The sequence below is a fragment of the Streptomyces sp. 5K101 genome, assembly GCF_046506645.1.
Classification (GTDB): domain Bacteria; phylum Actinomycetota; class Actinomycetes; order Streptomycetales; family Streptomycetaceae; genus Streptomyces.
The window spans coordinates 515,452-532,301 of record NZ_JBKFFO010000002.1 but is presented as its reverse complement, the minus strand read 5'-3'; the positions used below and the strand labels follow the sequence as shown (position 1 = coordinate 532,301).

The 16,850-nt window shown below is 71.8% G+C and carries 13 protein-coding genes and 1 pseudogene; 12 read left to right on the top strand and 2 right to left on the bottom strand.

What is annotated here, in order from left to right; translation table 11 throughout:
* From ACLB9X_RS05290 to ACLB9X_RS05235, 12 genes are read left to right on the top strand one after another with little or no spacing between them, the layout of a single operon-like run.
* Positions 1–1,329: an O-antigen ligase family protein gene (locus tag ACLB9X_RS05290; protein ID WP_410359031.1), complete on the top strand. Its 1,329-nt coding sequence runs from the start codon at positions 1–3 to the stop codon at positions 1,327–1,329.
* A 2-nt stretch (positions 1,330–1,331) separates the two neighbouring features.
* Positions 1,332–2,540, top strand: coding sequence for a glycosyltransferase (locus tag ACLB9X_RS05285; RefSeq protein ID WP_410359030.1), 1,209 nt, complete (start codon positions 1,332–1,334; stop codon positions 2,538–2,540).
* Entirely contained in the window at positions 2,537–3,772 is a 1,236-nt protein-coding gene (locus tag ACLB9X_RS05280; RefSeq protein WP_410359029.1) for a class I SAM-dependent methyltransferase, read from the top strand. Before ACLB9X_RS05285 ends, ACLB9X_RS05280 begins: the two co-directional genes overlap by 4 nt.
* An 11-nt stretch (positions 3,773–3,783) precedes the next feature.
* Positions 3,784–4,578 carry a glucose-1-phosphate cytidylyltransferase gene (locus tag ACLB9X_RS05275; protein ID WP_410359028.1) on the top strand — a complete coding sequence of 265 codons (795 nt, stop codon included), beginning with the start codon at positions 3,784–3,786 and terminating at the stop codon, positions 4,576–4,578.
* Positions 4,575–5,222: a PIG-L deacetylase family protein gene (locus tag ACLB9X_RS05270; RefSeq protein ID WP_410359027.1), complete on the top strand. Its 648-nt coding sequence runs from the start codon at positions 4,575–4,577 to the stop codon at positions 5,220–5,222. The genes ACLB9X_RS05275 and ACLB9X_RS05270 overlap by 4 nt, the downstream gene beginning before the upstream one ends.
* Before the next feature lie 3 nt (positions 5,223–5,225).
* The gene (locus tag ACLB9X_RS05265) at positions 5,226–6,251 is read left to right on the top strand and encodes an NAD-dependent epimerase/dehydratase family protein (RefSeq protein ID WP_410359026.1); all 1,026 of its coding nucleotides are present in this window, start codon (positions 5,226–5,228) and stop codon (positions 6,249–6,251) included.
* On the top strand, positions 6,239–7,522 hold the full coding sequence (locus ACLB9X_RS05260) for a DUF4910 domain-containing protein (RefSeq protein ID WP_410359025.1): 1,284 nt from the start codon (positions 6,239–6,241) through the stop codon (positions 7,520–7,522). The genes ACLB9X_RS05265 and ACLB9X_RS05260 overlap by 13 nt, the downstream gene beginning before the upstream one ends.
* A 5-nt stretch (positions 7,523–7,527) precedes the next feature.
* A complete protein-coding gene (locus tag ACLB9X_RS05255; RefSeq protein ID WP_410359024.1) occupies positions 7,528–8,817 on the top strand; it encodes a hypothetical protein in 1,290 nt (429 codons plus the stop codon).
* Positions 8,814–9,761: a glycosyltransferase family 2 protein gene (locus ACLB9X_RS05250; RefSeq protein WP_410359023.1), complete on the top strand. Its 948-nt coding sequence runs from the start codon at positions 8,814–8,816 to the stop codon at positions 9,759–9,761. The genes ACLB9X_RS05255 and ACLB9X_RS05250 overlap by 4 nt, the downstream gene beginning before the upstream one ends.
* On the top strand, positions 9,758–10,996 hold the full coding sequence (locus ACLB9X_RS05245; RefSeq protein ID WP_410359022.1) for a polysaccharide pyruvyl transferase family protein: 1,239 nt from the start codon (positions 9,758–9,760) through the stop codon (positions 10,994–10,996). The genes ACLB9X_RS05250 and ACLB9X_RS05245 overlap by 4 nt, the downstream gene beginning before the upstream one ends.
* Positions 10,993–11,544, top strand: coding sequence for a dTDP-4-dehydrorhamnose 3,5-epimerase (gene rfbC / locus ACLB9X_RS05240; protein ID WP_410359021.1), 552 nt, complete (start codon positions 10,993–10,995; stop codon positions 11,542–11,544). Before ACLB9X_RS05245 ends, rfbC begins: the two co-directional genes overlap by 4 nt.
* 8 nt (positions 11,545–11,552) lie before the next feature.
* Positions 11,553–12,905 carry a glutamate-1-semialdehyde 2,1-aminomutase gene (locus tag ACLB9X_RS05235; RefSeq protein ID WP_410359020.1) on the top strand — a complete coding sequence of 451 codons (1,353 nt, stop codon included), beginning with the start codon at positions 11,553–11,555 and terminating at the stop codon, positions 12,903–12,905.
* Between the two features lie 7 nt (positions 12,906–12,912).
* On the opposite strand, the pseudogene ACLB9X_RS05230 reads toward ACLB9X_RS05235, so the two are convergent.
* Both ACLB9X_RS05230 and ACLB9X_RS05225 read right to left on the bottom strand, forming a co-directional pair.
* Positions 12,913–13,580, bottom strand: a pseudogene (locus ACLB9X_RS05230) (phosphatase PAP2 family protein).
* A gap of 438 nt (positions 13,581–14,018) precedes the next feature.
* Complete coding sequence (locus ACLB9X_RS05225) at positions 14,019–16,772, bottom strand: SpoIIE family protein phosphatase (RefSeq protein WP_410359019.1); 2,754 nt, start codon at positions 16,770–16,772, stop codon at positions 14,019–14,021.
* Between the last annotated feature and the right edge of the window lie 78 nt (positions 16,773–16,850).

The window sequence follows — 16,850 nt, the reverse complement described above, 5'->3', positions numbered from 1 at the left end:
ATGGGCGAGAACCTGCGGCACGGCGGGCAGCCGGGCGCACCGGACACGGTGGGCACGCAGCCCGGCGCCGAGCCGCGCCCTGCCGGCACACCGAAGATCGTCGGGATCGCCTGGGGGTTGCTGGTCCTCAACACGCTCGGCTCCGCCGGGGCGAACACCATCGTCCCGCTCCCCCGCTCCCTCATCCAGATATTCACCATGGGCGCGCTGGCCGCCGCGTTCGCGCTGGCGCTCGCGGCCAATCTCCGGCTGCGCATCCGCGCGAGCGCCTACGTGTTCCTGCTGACCTTGCTGCTGGTGCCGAGCGTGATTTCCAGCGCGAACCTGGAGTCCGGGTTCGGTGCACTGTTCCGCTGCGCCCGACTGACCCTCTTCGTCACCACGCTGTGGCTGCTCAGCCGCTGGTGGGACGGTGGCCTGACGTTCGTCCGGCATCACATCCGGATGTACTTCGCGGTGCTCGGGTCGGTGGCCGCCGGCCTGGCTGTCTCACCGGGAGCGGCCATGCCCGAGCTGTACGGCGGGCGGCTGGTCGGCGCGCTGTGGCCGCTCACCCCGCCGCAGATCGGGCAGTACGCCGCGGTGATCACCGGACTCACCGTGCTGCTCGTTCTGGGCCGCCGGACCGTCAGGACCGGCGCGGCGGTGGTCATCGTGCCGGCACTCGTCCTGCTCGCGCTGACCCATACCCGGACGGCCACGCTCGGCCTGCTCATCGGCCTGGTGTTGGCGATCGGGTCGCTCATCATGACCAGCGCCGCAGCCCGCCGGTTCTTCACCTGGGCGGTGCTGTGCGCCACGGTGGCCGTGGTGGGGTTCGCCTCCGCGCTGCAGGCGTGGTTCCTGCGCGGACAGAGCAAGGAGACCTTCTCCAACCTCACCGGTCGGGCCAAGGTCTGGGACGCCCTGCTGGCCGAGCCCCGGTCGACGACGGAGAAGTTGTTCGGCATGGGCCTGGGCGACAAGTCGTTCGGCGGGCTGCCGATCGACAACAGCTGGCTGGCCGTGTACCAGGAACAGGGCCTGATCGGCGTCGCGTTGGTGGCGGCGATCATCATCGTGCTGGGCGGCGTGGCGTTGCTGCGGCCACCGTCGCTGCAGAGAGCCTGCGCGATCTTCCTGACCAGCTACTGCGTGATCGCGTCGTACACCGAGGTCGGTCTTGGCGACGCCTCGCCGTATCTGCTGCATCTGGCCCTGGCCGCCTCACTCCTGGCGGCACCTGCCGCGGCCGCTCCCGACTCGACGCCCCAAGCCCCTCGCCTCTCGACACCCGAACTCCCTCGACATCACATCCCGCGCTGGGCCCGGACATCAGAGGTGACCTGAGCATGCACGTCCTCGTGGTGCACAATCGCTACGCCTCGGCGCAGCCGAGCGGGGAGAACAAGGTCGTCGACCAGGAGGTGGAGCTGCTACGCGAGGCCGGCCATCGGGTCGAGGTGTTCGAGCGGCGCAGCGACGACATCGCATCCCGGTCCCTCCTCGGCAAGGTGGCGGTACCGCTGCTGGTGCCGTGGAACCCGCCGGTCCGCGCGGAGCTCGCCGCCCGGCTTCGCGCCGAGCGCCCGGACGTGGTCCACGTCCACAACGTCTTCCCGCTCCTGTCGCCCGCGGTGCTGGCCGCCTGCGCCGACGCCGGTGTGCCCGCCGTCGCCACACTGCACAACTACACCCAGGTCTGCCCGCCCGGCACGCTGCAGCGGGACGGCCGGCCGTGCACCGAGTGCGTCGGATCGACGCCGCTGCCCGCCGTCCGGCACGGCTGCTACCGGAGCTCCCGCCTTGCGACGGTGCCGCTCGCGGTCAGCCTGTCGGTCAACCGGCAGCGGTGGTGGTCCGGCGTGGAGCGGTTCTTCTGCATCTCCGCGGCGCAGCGCGACGTTCTGGTGCGGTCCGGCATGCCGGCCGAGCGGCTGGCGGTGAAGCACAACTTCGTGCCCGACCCGGGCGCCTGCCGAGTGGGCGGGGGAGAGCATCTGCTCTATCTCGGCCGGCTCGCGGAGGCCAAGGGCGTGCGGCTGCTCATGGCCGCGTGGGACGAGATCGCAGCGGGCGGCGGTGTGGGCGTGCCGCTCGTGATCGCCGGCGCGGGGCCGCTGGAGCGAGAGGTGACCGCCTGGGCGGCGGGCCGGGACGACGTGCGCTACGTCGGCCTGTACGACCCGGCTCAGTGCCGTCGGGCCATCGCGGGGTCGGTCGCCGTGGTGGCTCCCTCGACGTGGCTGGAGGCGTTCGGCCTCGTGGTTGTCGAGGCGATGGCGGCCGGGGTCCCGACCGTCGCCGCCGGCCACGGCGCCTTCGTCGAACTCGTCGAGGACGAGGTGACCGGCCTGCTGCACCGGCCGGGCGAGCCCGCCTCGCTCGCGTCCTGCATACGCCGGATCGCGGCCGATCCGGCCCGCAACCGGGAGATGGGGCAGGCGGCCCGGGGCCGTTACGAGCAGGGTTTCAGCCCGGCCGTCGGCCTTGACCGCCTGGTGGAGGGGTACCGCACCGCGATCGCGGGTCGGACGAAATCAATGGGGGGCAGTAAATGACACAATGCCGACTCTGCGGCTCGGCGGCGCTGGCGAGCGTCGTCGACCTCGGGGCGACGCCACCGTGCGAGAGCTTTCTCGCCGCGGACCAACTGGACCAGCCGGAACCCGCGTACCCGCTGCACCTGCGGGTCTGCACCGACTGCTGGCTGGCACAGATCCCGCCGCTGATCACGCCCGAGGAGACGTTCAAGGAGTACGCGTACTTCTCCTCCTACTCGACCTCCTGGGTGGAGCACGCGCGTACGTTCGTCGCCGACGCCGTTCAGCGCCTCGCCCTCGGCACCGACGCCTTCGTGGTGGAGGTCGCGAGCAACGACGGGTACCTGCTGCAGCACATGGTGGGCCGGGGGATCCGCTGCCTGGGCATCGAGCCGTCGGTGAACGTCGGCGCCGCGGCGCGGGAGAAGGGTGTGCCCACGCTCACGGAGTTCCTGAGCCCGGACACCGGCTCGGCCGTCCGCGCCGAACACGGCCCGGCGGACCTGGTCGTGGCCAACAACGTGTACGCGCACATCCCCGACGTGATCGGGTTCACCGAGGGGCTGCGCGCGCTGGTCGCCGACGACGGCTGGGTCTCCATTGAGGTGCAGCACCTGCTGACCCTGATCGAGGAGAACCAGTACGACACGATCTACCACGAGCACTTCCAGTACTACACGGTCGCGTCCGCGACCCGAGCCCTCGCGAGCGGCGGACTCGCACTCGTCGACGTCGAGTTGCTGCCCACGCACGGCGGCTCCATCCGGCTGTGGGCCCGGCCCGCCGAGGTGGCCGGCGAGCCGTCGCAGAGGGTGGCCGACGTGCTGGCCCGGGAGAAGGCGGCCGGGCTGCAGGAGCTGTCCGGGTACACCGAGTTCTCCGCACGGGTGGCCAAGGTGCGCCGGGACCTGCTGCGGTTCCTCATCGAGGCGGCCGAGCGCGGCGAGACCGTCGTCGGCTACGGCGCCCCGGGCAAGGGCAACACCCTGCTCAACCACTGCGGCATCCGGCCCGACCTGCTCCCGTACACGGTCGACCGCAACCCCTACAAGCACGGCAGGTTCACGCCGGGCACCCGCATCCCGATCCGGCCGCCCGAGCAGATCGCCTCCGACCGACCGGACTACGTCCTCGTCCTCCCGTGGAACCTGCGGGCCGAGCTGGTCGAGCAGCTGTCGTTCGTACACGACTGGGGCGGCCGACTGGTCTTTCCCATCCCGGAACTGAGCATTGTCGAGGTCGCGTCTTGAAAGGTCACAGCATGAAGGTCGTTCTGTTCTGCGGCGGTTACGGGATGCGGATGCGGAGCGGCGCCGCGGACGACGTGCCCAAGCCGATGGCGATGGTCGGCCCCAGGCCGCTGATCTGGCACGTCATGCGCTACTACGCGCACTTCGGGCACAAGGAGTTCATCCTGTGCCTCGGATACGGGGCCCACCACATCAAGGACTTCTTCCTCAACTACGAGGAGACGACGTCCAACGACTTCGTGCTGCGAGGCGGGCGGACCGAGCTGCTGTCCACCGACATCGCGGACTGGACGATCACGTTTGCGCAGACCGGCATCGAGTCCCCGATCGGGGAGCGGCTGCGCCGGGTGCGGCACCACCTGGACGGCGACGACATGTTCCTCGCCAACTACGCCGACGTACTGACCGACGCCCCGCTGCCGGAGATGATCGACCGGTTCGCCCGGCGCGACGCCGGTGCGTCGATGGTGGTGGTGCCGCCGCAGTCCTCGTTCCACTGCGTGGACCTGGGCGAGGACGGCCTGGTGGGGGGCATCACCGCGGTGAGCGACCTGCCGCTGTGGGAGAACGGCGGCTACTTCGTGCTCCGCCAGGAGATCTTCGACCACATCCCGGAGAACGGGGACCTGGTCGCCGACGGATGCGCCCAACTGGCCAAGCGGGGCCGGTTGCTGGCGCACCAGCACCGCGGTTTCTGGAAGCCGACCGACACCGTGAAGGAGCGGGCCGCGCTGGACGAGGCCTACGCCCGGGGCGACCGGCCGTGGGCCGTATGGGAACGGGCCAGCGCGGGGGTGCGTGCGTGATCCGGCTCAACACCCGACGCCTGAACCGGATCGTCGCGGTGGGCGCGCACTGCGACGACATCGCCATCGGCGCGGGCGGCACGCTGCTGACGATGTGCCTCGCGCGGCCGGGGATCCGCGTCGACGCGCTGGTGCTCTCCGGCGGCGGCAGCGAGCGCGAGCAGGAGGAGCAGGCCGCGCTCGCCGCCTTCTGCCCCGGTGCCGACCTGCGGCTGACCGTGCACAAGCTGCCGGACGGCCGCCTGCCCGCGAACTGGGAGGAGGCCAAGTCCGCCGTCGAGGAGCTGCGCGCGCAGACCGACCCGGATCTGGTCCTCGCCCCGCGCACCGATGACGCGCACCAGGACCACCGCGGTCTGGCCCAGCTGATACCCACCGCGTTCCGCGACCACTTCGTCCTCGGCTACGAGATCGTCAAGTGGGACGGCGATCTCGGCCGGCTGGCGGCGTACCAGCCGCTCTCACCGGAGACCGCCGAACAGAAGGTGCGGCTGCTGCAGGAGCACTACCCCTCGCAGCGCCACCGCCCCTGGTACGACCGGGAGGCCTTCCTCGGCCTCGCACGCATCCGCGGAATCGAATGCCACGAGCGCTACGCCGAGGCGTTCGCCGTCACCAAACTCACGCTCGACCTGGGGGATTGAACCTTGCGCGTACTGCTGACCGGACACCAGGGCTACCTGGGCACCGTGATGGCCCAGGTACTGGCCGCCGCCGGACACGACGTCGTCGGCCTCGACTCCGGCCTGTTCGCCGACTGCGTCCTCGGCCCTACGCCCGCGGATCCGCAGGGCCATCGGGTGGACCTGCGCGACATCACGGCCGACCACGTGGCAGGGGTGGACGCCGTGATCCACCTGGCCGCGCTGTCCAACGACCCGCTGGGATCCCTGGCACCGGAGCTCACCTACGACATCAACCACCACGCGTCCGTACGGCTGGCCCGGCTGGCCCGCGACGCCGGCGTGCGGCGCTTCCTGTACGCGTCGACCTGCTCGGTCTACGGCGCCGCCGGCGGCGACGACCTGGTGGGCGAGGACGCCCCGCTGCGCCCGGTGACGCCGTACGCGGAGTCCAAGGTGCGGGTGGAGGACGACCTGCACGCGCTGGCCGACGGCGACTTCACCCCGGTGTTCATGCGCAACGCCACCGCCTTCGGCTACTCACCCCGGCTGCGCGCCGACATCGTGCTGAACAACCTGGTGGGCCACGCGCTCCTGTCCGGCGAGGTCCTGGTGCTCTCCGACGGCACCCCCTGGCGCCCGCTGGTGCACGCCGCCGACATCGCACGGGCCTTCACGGCCGCGCTGACCGCGCCACGGGAAGCGGTGCACGACCGGGCGTTCAACATCGGCAGCGAGATCAACAACGTCACGGTCGCCGCGATCGCCGCGCAGGTCGCCGAGGCGGTGTCCGGCGCGAAGGTGGTGATCACCGGGGAGACCGGTGCCGATCCGCGGTCGTACCAAGTGGACTTCTCCCGGTTCCGCGCCGCGATACCCGGCTTCGACTGCGAGTGGACGGTGAAGCAGGGCGCACTCGAACTCGCCGACGCCTACCGGAAACACGGGCTGACCCGGGAGGACTTCGAGCGACGCTTCACCCGGCTTGCCGTGCTACGCGCGGCGTCCGAGGCCGGTGCCGTCGACGACACCTTGCGGTGGCGCCGATGACGGCGGCAGGCGACGAGATGTACGCGCTGGTGGAGCGGCTGTACCCGCTCTGCCGGAGCATCACCGGCGACGGGGTACGCGCCACCCTGGACATCGTCGGCGAGTACCTCCCGCTGCAGGTGCACGAGGTGCCGACCGGCATCCAGGTGCTCGACTGGACGGTGCCGCAGGAGTGGAACATCCGGGACGCGTACATCGCCGACTCCGCCGGTCACCGGGTCGTCGACTTCGCCGCGTCCAGCCTGCACGTGCTCGGCTACAGCGTGCCGGTGTCGGCGACCATGCCGCTGGCCGAGCTGCGGGAACACCTGCACACCCTGCCGGACCACCCGTCCTGGGTGCCGTACCGCACCAGTTACTACAAACCGGAATGGGGGTTCTGCCTGGCCCAGGAGACCTTGGACGCGATGCCGGACGGCGAGTACGAGGTGTGCGTCGACTCCACCCTCGCCGACGGCCACCTCACCTACGCCGAGCACGTGGTCCCCGGGCAGGTCCCCGACGAGGTGATCGTCTCCTGCCACGTCTGCCACCCGTCGCTGGCCAACGACAACCTGGCCGGCATCGCGGTGGCCACGTTCCTGGCCCGGGCGCTGGCGGAGCAGACGCCGTACTACACCTACCGGTTCCTGTTCGCGCCCGGCACCATCGGGGCGATCACCTGGCTCGCCCGCAACGCGGAGCGGGTGGAACGGGTCAAGCACGGGCTCGTGCTGGCCTGCGCCGGTGACCCGGGCCAACTGACGTACAAGCGGAGCAGGCGCGGCGACGCGGAGATCGACCGGGTGATGGGGCACGTGCTGGCCGCCTCCGAACGCCCGCACCGCGTCGTCGAGTTCACTCCGTACGGCTACGACGAGCGGCAGTTCTGCTCCCCGGGGTTCGATCTGGGCGTGGGCTCGCTCACCCGGACCCCGTACGCCGGTTACCCCGAGTACCACACCTCGGCGGACAACCTTGACTTCATCTCCCCGGAGGCGATGGCGGACACGCTCGCCGTCTGCCGCGAGGCATTCGCCCTGCTGGACCGCAACCGGCGGTACGTCAACCTCAGCCCCTACGGCGAGCCACAGCTGGGCCGACGCGGGCTGTACGACGCGCTCGGTGGCCGCAGCGACACCAAGCACGCCCAGACGGCCATGCTCTGGGTGCTCAGTCTCTCCGACGGCGAGCACAGTCTGCTGGACGTCGCGGAGCGATCCGGGCTGCCGTTCGAGACCGTCGCCGACGCGGCCGACGCCCTGCACGGCGCCGGGCTGATCAAGGCATGACGCCGATGACCACCGAGGGGGAGAAGACGAGGCCGAAGGCGGCGACCGCCAGGCGGGCCATCGTCGGGCGGCTGTCCTGGGGACTGGCCGACCAGGCGGCCTCCAGCATGACCAACTTCGCGGTGGGGATCTACGTGGCACGCTCGCTCGGGCTGACCGCGTTCGGCGTGTTCAGTCTGGCCTGGGTGACCTACGGCGTGGTGCTCAGCGTCTCCCGCGGGCTGGCCACCGACCCGCTCGTGGTGCGCTTCAGCGGCGTACCGGACTGGTCCTGGCGCGGGGCGGTGGCGCGGTCGTCGGGTACCGCGCTCGGCGTCGGTGCCGCCATCGGCGCGGCGTGTCTGGTGGTCGGCCTCGCTGTCGGCGGCAGCGTGGGGCCCGCGTTCGCCTGTCTCGGCGTCATGCTGCCGGGGCTGCTGCTGCAGGACGCCTGGCGGTACTCGTTCTTCGCCGCCGGTGCCGGGCGCAAGGCGTTCGTCAACGACCTCGTGTGGGGTGTCGCGCTCGTCCCGGCCATGGTGATGGTGGCCCGCGTGGGCAGCGTGGCCGCTTTCGTGCTCGCCTGGGGCGGGTCCGCCGCGGTGGCCGCGGTGTACGGCTGCCTCCAGTCCGGGATCCGGCCCCGGTTGACCGGAGTGCGCGAGTGGCTGCGCGAGCACCGCGACCTCGGCACCCGGTACCTGGTCGAGAACTCATGCGTCAGCGGCGCGAGCCAGCTGCGGGCCTACGGACTCGGCGCGATCGTCGGGGTCGGCGCGGTGGGCGTGGTCCGGGGCGCCGAGCTGCTGCTCGGCCCGTTCCTCGCCGTGCTGATGGGGCTGTCGCTGGTCACCGTCGCGGAGGCGGCACGGGTACTGCGGCGGGCCCCGCATCGGCTGGCCAGGTTCTGCCTCCTGCTCGGCGCCGGGCAGGCCGCCGCCGCGCTGCTCTGGGGCGCGGCGCTGCTGCTGGTGCCGGACCGGGTCGGCGAGCTCGTACTCGGCGGCGTCTGGCACTCCGCCGCTGAGCTCATCGTCCCGGCCACGCTCGGCGTCGCGGGCGCCGGCCTCGGCACCAGCGCGGCGGCCGGGCTGCGCGCGCTGGGCGCTGCCCGGCGCAGTCTGCGCAGCCAGTTGTTCGCCTCCGCCTGTTACGTCATCGGCGGGCTCGGCGGGGCGCCCGTGGCCGGCACGGTCGGCTCGGCCTGGGGCGTCGCCGCGGCGACCGTCAGCGGCTCGGCCGTGTGGTGGCTGCACCTGAGGTCCGCCCTGCGCGAGCGCCACCACAACCCCATCACCGAAGTGAGGACGCCATGACCCCGCACCCCCGGCTGAGCATCGGCCTGCCCGTCTACAACGGCGAGGAGTACCTGGCCGAGTCGCTCGACGCCCTGCTCGGCCAGACCTACGAGGACTTCGAGCTGGTCATCTCGGACAACGCCTCGACCGACGGGACCGAGGACATCTGCCGCAAGTACGCGGCTCAGGACTCCCGTATCCGGTACGTCCGGCTGCGCCGGAACATCGGCGCCGCACCGAACCACAACTACGTGTTCACCGAGTGCCGCGGCGAGCTGTTCAAGTGGGCCTCGCACGACGACCTTTACGCCCGCGACCTGCTGCGGCGTTGTGTGGAGGCGCTGGACGAGCGGCCGGACGTGATCCTCGCCCACTCCGACCAGGCGGTCATCGACGGCGACGGCCAGGTGAAGGTCCCGTACGAGTACGGGCTCGCCACCGACTCGCCGCACGCGCCGGAACGCTTCCGCAGCCTGCTGTTCGAGCCCGGTGGCGACGACTTCTACGGGGTGATGCGGGCCGACGTGCTGCGCCGGGTGAAGCCGCACGACAGCTACCACCACGCGGACCGCACGTTCGTCGCCGAGATCACCCTGCACGGGCCCTTCCACCAGGCGCCGGAACTGCTGTACTTCCGCCGCGACCACCCCACCCGCGCCGAGCGGGCGAACCCGTCCAAGCGCTCCCGGTGCGTCAACCTTGACCCGCGCCGGGCCGGCCCGCTGCACCCGACGCCGCGGCTGCTCGCCGAGTACGTCTGGGGCTTCGTCACGGCGATCCGGCGCGCGCCGCTGTCCCCGGCCGACCGGCGCGCGTGCTACGGCCACCTGGCCGCGTGGATGACCAGCAGGGCCCGGCCGGGCGCCGGCGAGCGGGTCGAGGACCGCCCCCCGGTCGACCCGGAACGGCTCACCGTCTCCGTCGACGCCCTCGTCGCCGGACGCGAGGGAAGGCGGGCATGACGTCTGATGGACGCGCGACTCCAGTGCGCGTAGGCGTGTTCGGCCTGCTCGGCTCCGGCAACCTCGGTAACGACGGGTCGCTGGAGGCCGTGCTCGGGTACCTCCGCGCAGAGCACCCGGAGGCGGTCGTGGACGCACTGTGCGGCGGACCCGAGGTCGTCGCGACCCGGTACGGGATCCCGGCGACGCGGCTGCACTGGTACCGCGGGGAGTACCGGACCGCATCACGGGCGGGCGCGATCGCGGCGAAGGGGCTGGGTAAAGTCGTCGACGCCTTCCGCACCGCTATCTGGGTGCGCCGGCACGACGTGGTGATCGTGCCGGGCATGGGCGTCCTGGAGGCCACGTTGCCGCTGCGGCCTTGGGGCTTCCCGTACTCGCTGTTCCTGCTCTGCGTGACCGGCCGGCTGTTCGGCGCCAAGGTCGCGCTGGTCGGCGTGGGCGCGGACGCGATCAGCGACAGGCCGACCCGGGCCCTCGTGCGCTGGTCGGCGCGGCTGGCCGCGTACCGGTCGTACCGGGACGCCCTGTCCCGCGACGCGATGCGGGCGATGGGCGTCGACACCGCGCGCGACGAGGTCTACCCGGACCTCGCCTTCGCCCTGCCGACGCCGTCGGCGAGCGCGCCCTCGGGCCACCCGGGCCCGCCCGGCCCGGTCTGCGTCGGCGTCATGGCCTTCCACGGCGGCAACGACGACCGAGCCCGGGCCGAGGAGATCCACCGGCGCTACCTCGACGGGACGACCCGGTTCGTCCGCGCGCTGGTGGAGGACGGCAGGCCGGTCCGGCTGCTCACCGGCGACGAGTGCGATGCTCCGGTGGTCGCCGCGATCCTCGACGCGGTGGACTCGCCGCTGGTCACCGCTGCCGAGGCGGCCTCGCTGGCCGACCTGATGAAGGAGACGGCGGCTGCCGGCACCGTGGTGGCGACCCGGTACCACAACCTGATCTGCGCGCTGAAGACCGGTACGCCGACGCTCGCACTCAGCTATGCGGCGAAGAGCGACGCGCTCATGGATCGGATGGGTCTCGGCGCGTACTGCCATCCGGCCCGCGAGGTCGATACCGACCGGCTGCTCGAGCAGTTCCGGGCGCTGGAGCGGAAGTCGGCGCGGCTGCGGCGGACCCTCGCCGAGCGGAACCGGGTGGCTGCCGGGCAACTCCGGGATCAGTTCACCGCCTTGACCTCGGCCCTGTTCCCGGCGGCCGACCACGTGTTTCGGGAGGCTCCATGAAAGCGATCCAAGTTCCGGAGATCGCGGGCGCTTACCTCTTCGAGCCGACGCCGTACGCCGACGAGCGCGGCTTCTTCTGCCGCACCTTCGACGCCGACGTGGTCCGCTCGGTGGGCCTCGACCCGGACGCCTTCGTCCAGGACAGCCTGTCCCGCTCGGTCCGGGGCGTCCTGCGCGGCCTGCACCTGCGCTCCGGTGCCGGCGAGGCCAAGCTGGTGCGGTGCTCGTACGGGAGGATTTTCGACGTCGTGGTGGACCTGCGGGCGGACTCGCCGACGTATCTGGGCCGGGCCTTCTTCGAGCTGTCCGGCGAGACGCAGGTGACGCTGTACATCCCGGCGGGGTGCGCGCACGGCTTCCAGGCACTCACCGACACCGCCGACACCTCGTACCGGATCGACCGCCCGCACGATCCGTCCGAGGACGTGACGATCGCCTTCGGCGATCCGGAGCTCGCCATTGACTGGCCGCTGCCGGTCACATCGATGTCCCAGCGGGACCGGGAGGCGCCGAGGCTCGCCGAGGTCCTGAAGCAGAGAGAGAAGTGAGGGCCGGCGTGGACACCGAACACACCGAAGTGGCCGAAGAGACCGAGGAGTTCCGCCTGCCCCGGTCGCGGCAGGCGAACGAGCGGCTGCACGCCATGATCCCTGGGGGCGCGCACACCTACGCCAAGGGCGACGACCAGTACCCCGAGAACCTGGCCCCGGTCGTCAGCCACGGCCACGGTGCCCACGTGTGGGACGTCGACGGCAACCGCTACCTCGAGTACGGCTCCGGCCTGCGGTCGGTCAGCCTCGGCCACGCCCACGCCCGCGTGATCGAGGCGGTGCGGCGCGAACTCGACCGAGGCAGCAACTTCGTCCGGCCGTCCATGGTGGAGGTCGAGGCCGCGGAACGCTTCCTGGCCACGGTGCCGACCGCCGAGATGGTGAAGTTCGCGAAGAACGGCTCCGACGTCACCACGGCCGCGGTGCGCCTCGCCCGCGCCGTCACCGGGCGCCTGCGGGTGGCCATCTGCGCCGACCATCCGTTCTTCTCCGTCGACGACTGGTTCATCGGCACCACGCCGATGTCCGCCGGCATTCCGGCGGCGACCACCGAACTCACCGTGGCGTTCCCTTATGGGGACCTGGCCGCCACGGAAGAACTGCTCACCCGGTACCAGGACGAGGTCGCCTGCCTGATCCTCGAACCCGCCACCCACACCGAGCCTCCGCCCGGGTACCTCGCCGGCCTGCGCGAGCTGGCCGACCGGCACGGCTGCGTACTGATCTTCGATGAGATGATCACTGGACTCCGCTGGTCCGAGGCGGGCGCCCAGGGCCTGTACGGCGTCGTCCCCGACCTCTCCACGTTCGGCAAGGCGCTGGGCAACGGGTTCGCCGTCTCCGCGCTGGCCGGGCGCCGCGACCTGATGGAGCGGGGCGGGCTGCGTCACTCCCGCGACCGGGTGTTCCTGCTGTCCACCACGCACGGTGCGGAAACGCACTCCCTGGCAGCCGCGATGGCCGTGCAGGCCACGTACGTCGAGGAAGGCATCACCGCGCGACTGCACGCCCTCGGGGAGCGGCTGGCCGCCGGTGTCCGCGACGCCGCGGCGAGCATGGGCGTCGGCGACCACATCGTCGTCCGGGGCCGGGCCAGCAACCTGGTCTTCACCACCCTTGACGACAACCGGCAGCAGTCGCAGCAGTACCGCACGCTGTTCCTGCGCCAACTCCTCGCGGGCGGGGTGCTGGCCCCGTCGTTCGTGGTGAGCAGCGCGCTGAGCGACGCCGACATCGACCGCACCGTCGACGTGGTGGCCCAGGCATGTGCGGTGTACCGGAAGGCACTGGACGCCGCCGACCCCAACCCCTGGCTGGCCGGGCGCCCGGTGCAGCCCGTATTCCGCCGCTTGGCATGACGTGACGTCAGCGGTGTTCCCGCCGACCGGCGTCGGCCGTGCGATCGACCATCCGGTCGACCAGCCACGCGGTCGCCGGTGTCACCGCCAGTGCGGTGCACCAGCCGCCGAGGACGTCGGTCGGGTAGTGCGCGCCCAGGGCGACCTGCGCCCAGCCCATGGCGGCGCCGGCCACCAGCGCCGCGGCGAGCACGAGTGACGTGCCCGCCGTCCTGCCGAGGCCGAGCCGGCCGGTCGCGAGCAGCGCCACCATGATGCCGAGCGCGGTGAGGAAGGCGGTATGGCCGCTCGGGTAGGACAGGTGCCCGCCGTGGATGGAACGTCCCACCAGGGGCTTGAGCACCGTCGTCGTCCCCACGGCAACGGCGGCGCCGGCGACGATGAGCACCGCCGCGCGAGGACGCCGAAGCAGCAGGCAGCCCGCCACGGCGGCCACGACCGACATCGCCGCTCCGGCGGGCTCCGCCAAGAAGTCCGTGGCCAGAGCGACGTTCCGCCACGGCGGCCGCATGCTGTCTGCCGTCGGCTGGACGATCCACCTGTCCACCTTGCCGGGCTCGCTGTGGCCGGCGTACAGGACCCCGAGCACGACGACCACCAGCGCGGCGAGGGCCGCGATCAGCCCGAGCCCCGCGCGCAGCGACGGGGCACCGCGGGCGCCGGCCGGCCGGTCACACGCCCACCGCGTTCGGTCGACCCGCGGTGGTGACCTTCTCGTCTGCCGTGCGCGGCGTCGGGCGTTGCGGGATCACGTCGCCGCCCCCGCCGCGGTGCGGGCCCGCGTCAAGGGCATCGCGTTTCGGGCGCTGCGCGGCTGGACCGGACGGGATGACAAATCTGCCGAGCACCAACTGGCCCCGGCCGACCTCCAGTTCCGCTCCGGCCAGGCGATCCAACGCGAGCCCCCCGTCGTGTCCGCGCCCCCACCCTCCAGCGGCCATGACCGCCCCGCGGGCACCCGGTCCTGGCCTGGACGACTCCGCGGGAGTCGTCAGCCGCGCGGCCCCGAACTCGCCGACCCGGTCACCTGGCCACGTCGCGAACGCCTCGACGTCGCCCCACTCGGCCTTGCCGGACGACATGTCGTCCGGTGGCATCCGGCTGTCGCCGCCGTCACGTCGGGGTCCTCGGGTCGGCAGCCTCTCCGTCCGGGGGCGTGTCCGCGTCGGCCGGTGCCGGGACGGGCTGCCGACTGATCTCGGGCAGGGCCAGTTCGGCCCAGATTACCTTGCCCTGCGGGATGTACCGGGTGCCCCAGCGCTCGGCCATCTGCGACACGAGGAACAGGCCCCGGCCGCCCTCGTCCGTCGTCGCGGCGTACCGCAGATGCGGTGAGGTACTGCTGGCGTCGGCCACCTCGCAGATCAACGTACGGTCGCGGATCAGCCGCACGTGGATCGGCCCGGCGCCGTAGCGGATGGCGTTGGTGATCAGCTCGCTCAGGATGAGCTCCATGGTGAAGCCGAACTCCGACAGACCCCACGCGTCGAGCCTTTGCGACACAGCGTCGCGCATGCCGGCGACGGCGGCCGGGTCCGCTGGTACGTCCCAGTCGGCGATCCGGTCGGGCGGCAGTTCCCGCGTGCGGGCGACGAGCAGGGCGACGTCGTCCTTGGGACGCCCGGGGAGCAGGCTGGCCAGCACGTCCTGGCAGGTCTCCTCGGGCGGCCGGCCGGGGTGGCCCGTCAGCGCGTCGCGCAGCAGTTCCATGCCCACGTCCAGGTCGCGCCTGCGGTCCTCGATGAGGCCGTCGGTGTAGAGGACGAGCTGGGTTCCCTCCGCGAGGCACAGCTCCGCCGTCTCGAACGGCATGCCGCCGAGGCCCAGGGGCGGGCCGGGAGGCACGTCCGGGAAGGTGACGGTGCCGTCAGGCTGGACCAGGGCGGGTGCCAGATGCCCCGCACGCGCCATGACGTAGCGGCGCGTCACGGGGTCGTAGATCCCGTACAGGCAGGTGGCGCCCACGACGCCCGCCGCACTCTCTGCCGCCTCGTTCTGGTCGATGCGGCCGACCAGGTCGTCCAGATGGCTCAGCAGCTCGTCGGGTGGCAGATCGAGGGTGGAGAAGTTGTGCACCGCGGTCCGCAGCCGTCCCATCGTGGCGGCGGCGTGCAGGCCGTGGCCGACCACATCACCGACGGCCAGCGCCACCCGGCTCCCCGGCAGGGGAATCACGTCGAACCAGTCTCCGCCCACGCCCGACTGGGCGGGGAGGTAGCGGTAGGCGATGTCGAGGGCGTTCTGCTCGGGCATGGCCTGCGGCAGCAGGCTGCGCTGGAGGGTGACCGCCAAGGCGTGCTCGCGGGTGTAGCGGCGGGCATTGTCGATGCTGATCGCGGCACGGGCCACCAATTCCTCCGCCAGCGACAGGTCTTCCTCGTCGAAGCCCTCGTGCTGCTCGGCGCGCCAGAAGTTGGCCATGCCCAGCACGACGCCACGGGCCTGGATGGGGGCGGTGATGAGGGAGTGGATGCCGTAGTCGATGATCGCCTTGGCGCGCTCCGGGTCCTGCACGCGCCAGCCCGTGGCGGTCGGCAGATCGCTCACCAACTGGGAGCGGCCGCTGCCGTAGCCGCGCGCCTGGGGCGTGGAGGGAAGATAGTCGAAGAGCCGGCCCTGTTCGGAGAGCGGATGGTCGTCCCGGATACCGCGCACGGCCGCGCGTCGCAGGTCCGTCGCCGTGGGCGCCGGCTCCTCGCCGTGCAGGACGGCGTCGGCCAGATCCACGGTGACGAAGTCCGCGAAGCGGGGAATGGGGACGCGCGCCAGCTCGTCGGCGGTGCGCAGCACGTCCAGGGTGGTACCGATGCGGAGCCCGGCGTCGTACAGCAGCCTGAGCCGCTCCCTTGCCACCTCCGCCCTGCCGGTCACCGCCTGCAGTTCGGTGGAGTCGCGTAGCGTCACCACCGTTCCCTCGGGGCCTCCCTGGCGATCCGTGGGGCGTTGGTTCACCGCGAGCAGCCGCTCTCCCGCGAGGTGGACTTCGTCGGTGGCCTCGCGCCCGGAGGCGAGCAGCGCCTTCGTCTCGGGATCGAGGCCCGGCAGGTCCGAGACGAGCCGTCCCTCGACGTCCGGGGGCAGCCCAAGCAGTCGTCTGGCCTCGTCGTTCGCCAGGATCAGCCGCCCGTCGGCGGCCACGATCAGCACCCCTTCCCGAACGGAGTGGAGCACCGTGTCGTGGTGCTCGTACATCAAGGTCATCTCGTCGGGGGCCAGGCTGTGTGTCTGCCGTCGCAGCCGTCTGCCCACCAGTGCCGTCACGCCCGTGGACAACGCGAGCGCTCCGGCGCCGGCGCCCAGGATGATCGGTAGTTGCCGGTCCACCTGACTCTCGACGTTGTTGACCTTCATCCCGGCCGAGACGAGGGCCACCACCTCGCTGTCGGCGTTCTCGATCGGCACCGTCGCCTGCACCTCGCGGCCGAGCGGGCCGTTGACGCTCTCCACGTAGACCCTGCCCGCCAGCGACGGCTCGATCTCGCCCACGAACCGCTTTCCGATCCGGTCCGGCAAGGGGTGCGTGTAACGGATGCCCTCGGTGTCCATGACGACGATGAAGTCGACGCCGGCGGCACGGCGTGCCGCCTCGGTGAGCGGCTGGAGGATCTTGCTCGGATCCGAGGTCTGCAATGCCGCCAGGACGCCCGGTGCGTGCGCGAAAGTCTCTGCCACGGCCGTGGAGCGGCGCCTGGCCTCGGCGCCGGCGTCCCGCTCCGACTGCAGGATGAGAGCGAAGACGCCGCAGGCCACGAGCAGCACGACCAGAGCGACCTGGAAAACCAACACCTGCCCGGCCACGCTCCGCGTGCTCGTCCTGATCAGGTGCTTGACCGATAGGTGTCGAAAACGGGCGAAACGATTCGCCATGCGACCTTTCTAACATTGGTGATCCCGGGTAGCCAGGGCCCGCCCGATCCTGGGCCGGCCGGCCTCGGGCCTCCGGGT